Below are 2639 nucleotides of genomic sequence, written 5' to 3'. Positions count from 1 at the left end.
TTGGGAGCGGATCAAGCGGTTGGCCGACGACTGGCTCCCGAAACCGCGAATCCTTCATCCGTGGCCAGCGAGTCGCTTCGCCGTTAGACACCCAAGGTGGGAGCCGTATGCCCGAATTGGGCCCGTACGGATCTGTGCGGGGGGCGCAAGGTAACTCGCGTCCCTACCGCGAAAGTCGCCGTGGTCCGGCCAACCGACGCGAGTGACCCACAACGGACTCTGGCCACCTGCGCGAGAAACTACGCGGGTATGGGCGCTCTGCGGTCACGAGCAGTCCAGGGCGCCTCAATATTGAGTGCCGTCCAGCGCTTTCATGTAACCCAGGGAACAACGGTGCTATTTCTCTTTGGGCTTCGTGGCTTCCCTAGCTAATCGTTCAGCCCGCAATCGTTCGTAGTTCTTTTGGAAAGTTTCCTGCGCCTTTTCGTATTCAGTTACCGCCCTTCGTTTATGTGCTTGCAGAAAAGCTTTTTCCGCCGGTCGCTGCGCGGGGTCTTTCGTCATTTTGTCGATCATGGAATCCTCGGCTGCATTATCGACGCCGCTGCTTGCGGCTAGCAGATGCCCGAACGTTTTTAATTTCGGCCGTGCGCTGCGACGCTGGCCGCGTTTTGCGGGATTGCGTTTTACGTTTCCGCTCGCGTTGCGGGTCGTGGACAGGCTCGGGTTGCGTGTTACCGACCGGCTGGGGTTGCGTATTGCGGACCGCCTCGGCCAGCATCTCCAGCAACTCGGCCTTCGTCTTCTTATCGCTCATAGATCACCTCCGTGACCGATGAGACGACGGTAGCGCGGCCACAGTGCCCCGCAAGAAAAACCGCTAATTAAGATTGCTGGTTAAGTTTAATGGCGGTGGCTTCACGGAACGGAGGAGGAGCAGGCTGATTCAGGATGCGCGCGCCAGAGCCGGGCTGATGCGAGACCTCAATACGGTATAGACCGGCACCGGCTTCCTTTGACCCGAAGCGATGACCCAGATCTGACCTGGTGGGCGTGGATCGCTTTCGATCGCCTGGCGGAGCGGAGTTCAACTTAGCAAAATTGCGGACTTAATTGCGCGGATCGACGACGCTAAGGCCAGCTGGCACGGGCGACCACCCTGAGCTTCCAACTCCCCACGAAAAGTCACTGAGGTGCCTTAGCAGTCTTAACGAAGCACTGGTATGGCGCAGCCGCACCATTACGATTAACAGAAGGCGCTCCACCGCCGCGCGAACGCTACTCGCGCCGGCGAAGGCCGGGCTGGGGCGCGGTACGCGCGTTTATTGAGGAGGTGGGATGCCGGTCCCGTTTATCGCCCTCCTTGCCCCTTTGCCGGGCGAAGAACTCTAGCCGAAATAGCCACAAAGATTTAATGTTCGGGTGACATGTCCGGACTTGCGAGCGTCAAATCAAAGCTTAGTTTGATCTGAGGTTGAGAGACTTCGCGGCGCGCCATTGAAACGAAAAGAACGCCGCTGACCAAGTCTCGCCCCGTTGCGTAATTGCGGGGGAACACCCGGTCTCTGAAGCCGGCATTCTCGATCCGTCGCTCCGTGCCCTTCGCACGTGCAAAAGCAAGTGCGGCGAGAAGAACCTGGGTTTTTAAAAAATCTAAAGCCGCTGCTGCAATGGTGCAGTGTCGTCCTGCGTGATCGCGTGGCCAGCTATAGAGCGTGGCAGTGCGGCACGAGTTGGGAGGAGCGTCGAAATGACCGAGTATCGCCTTTACACTGTTGGAAACGATGGTCACTTCATTGGCTCTAGAACGTTCACGGCCGATGGTGACCGTGATGCCGTAGTATGGGCCAAGCAACAGATTGAAGATCACTCGGTTGAGCTTTGGAGTGGTCCGAGGCTAGTGAAACGGCTTGACCCGGCAGAAAAACGAGCCGCCGAGGCTGTTACGCACACTATCGAGGCAGGACGTATGGTGCCGAAAAACAAAACATAGCTCAGCTTTTTGATTCTGGCGCTTCTCAGGATCGCGGCGCACATTTCGTCATCACCGTTCGGTACGTGGCTTTCATCGGTGATGAGAACACCAGTCGCACTCCCCGCCAACCTCGAATGGATGGAGCAGCGCATGCCAAAGCGTCGCAGTTTCAAACAATCTACACCCCTTAAAGAACGCCTTGCAATGGAGGCAACGCGTTGCGCAAGGAAGCCCAAGGTACCCCACCGGGGTTTGAGCGCGAGCTCCTGTTTCGTAAAGCCCGCCGAGCCGAAACAGCTTCTCGTATGATCGAGTGGCTGACGTCGGCTCCCAAGCACCAAGATAGGTTTAGAAATGGCCATTTTTCGCCTATTAGAGAACTCTGCCTTAGGGCTGGGGCCGAAAGAGGTTAACTGCATCATAGAGGCATACGAGCAAGCGTTGCACACCCTCTGCGTCAAGGATCGCGACGACCCTCTAACGGAAATGATTGCGACGAAGATCATCAAGTTTGCGCAAACTGGTGTCCATGATCCGGCGCAGCTTTCGGCTCTGGCGATTAAAGAATTAAGCGTCCGGTAAGGCAGCCGCAGTTGGCGGCCTCGTTTATTTCGATGTCGCCTGTTGGCACCTTTGAGACATGCCGACGCACGGCAACGATGTCTGTTTACAGGGGAAGACCGGAAGTAGTCGGCCGACGACCATAATGACGCGACTGACCCCA

Annotated in this window: 4 protein-coding genes; 1 reads left to right on the top strand and 3 read right to left on the bottom strand. The window is 57.1% G+C overall.

Going from position 1 to position 2639, the window contains the following annotated elements; translation table 11 throughout:
- Nucleotides 1-336: 336 nt before the first annotated feature.
- The 3 genes from KIP88_RS45535 to KIP88_RS45525 form a co-directional block, all read right to left on the bottom strand.
- A complete protein-coding gene (locus KIP88_RS45535) occupies nt 337-516 on the bottom strand; it encodes a hypothetical protein (RefSeq protein ID WP_214494583.1) in 180 nt (59 codons plus the stop codon).
- A 16-nt stretch (nt 517-532) separates the two neighbouring features.
- Nucleotides 533-757, bottom strand: a complete 225-nt coding sequence (locus KIP88_RS45530) for a hypothetical protein (RefSeq protein WP_214494582.1) — start codon at nt 755-757, stop codon at nt 533-535.
- Nucleotides 758-1351: 594 nt separating this feature from the next.
- Nucleotides 1352-1810 carry a hypothetical protein gene (locus KIP88_RS45525; protein WP_214494581.1) on the bottom strand — a complete coding sequence of 153 codons (459 nt, stop codon included), beginning with the start codon at nt 1808-1810 and terminating at the stop codon, nt 1352-1354.
- Nucleotides 1811-2269: 459 nt separating this feature from the next.
- Here KIP88_RS45525 and KIP88_RS45520 point away from each other — a divergent pair, with 459 nt between their 5' ends.
- Nucleotides 2270-2497 (top strand): hypothetical protein, encoded by a 228-nt coding sequence (locus tag KIP88_RS45520; RefSeq protein WP_214494580.1) that lies wholly within the window; start codon nt 2270-2272, stop codon nt 2495-2497.
- Nucleotides 2498-2639 lie beyond the last annotated feature (142 nt).

Origin of the sequence: Bradyrhizobium sp. SRL28 (assembly GCF_018596315.1) — a bacterium.
GTDB lineage: Bacteria > Pseudomonadota > Alphaproteobacteria > Rhizobiales > Xanthobacteraceae > Bradyrhizobium.
Note: the sequence above shows the minus strand (reverse complement) of the source record. Positions and strands in the feature narration are given on the sequence as shown.

Bases quoted from the DNA above. Each gene is read 5' to 3' on its own strand.
- KIP88_RS45535 (WP_214494583.1), bottom strand. From the start codon at position 516: ATGATCGACAAAATGACGAAAGACCCCGCGCAGCGACCGGCGGAAAAA.
- KIP88_RS45530 (WP_214494582.1), bottom strand. From the start codon at position 757: ATGAGCGATAAGAAGACGAAGGCCGAGTTGCTGGAGATGCTGGCCGAG.
- KIP88_RS45520 (WP_214494580.1), top strand. From the start codon at position 2,270: ATGGCCATTTTTCGCCTATTAGAGAACTCTGCCTTAGGGCTGGGGCCG.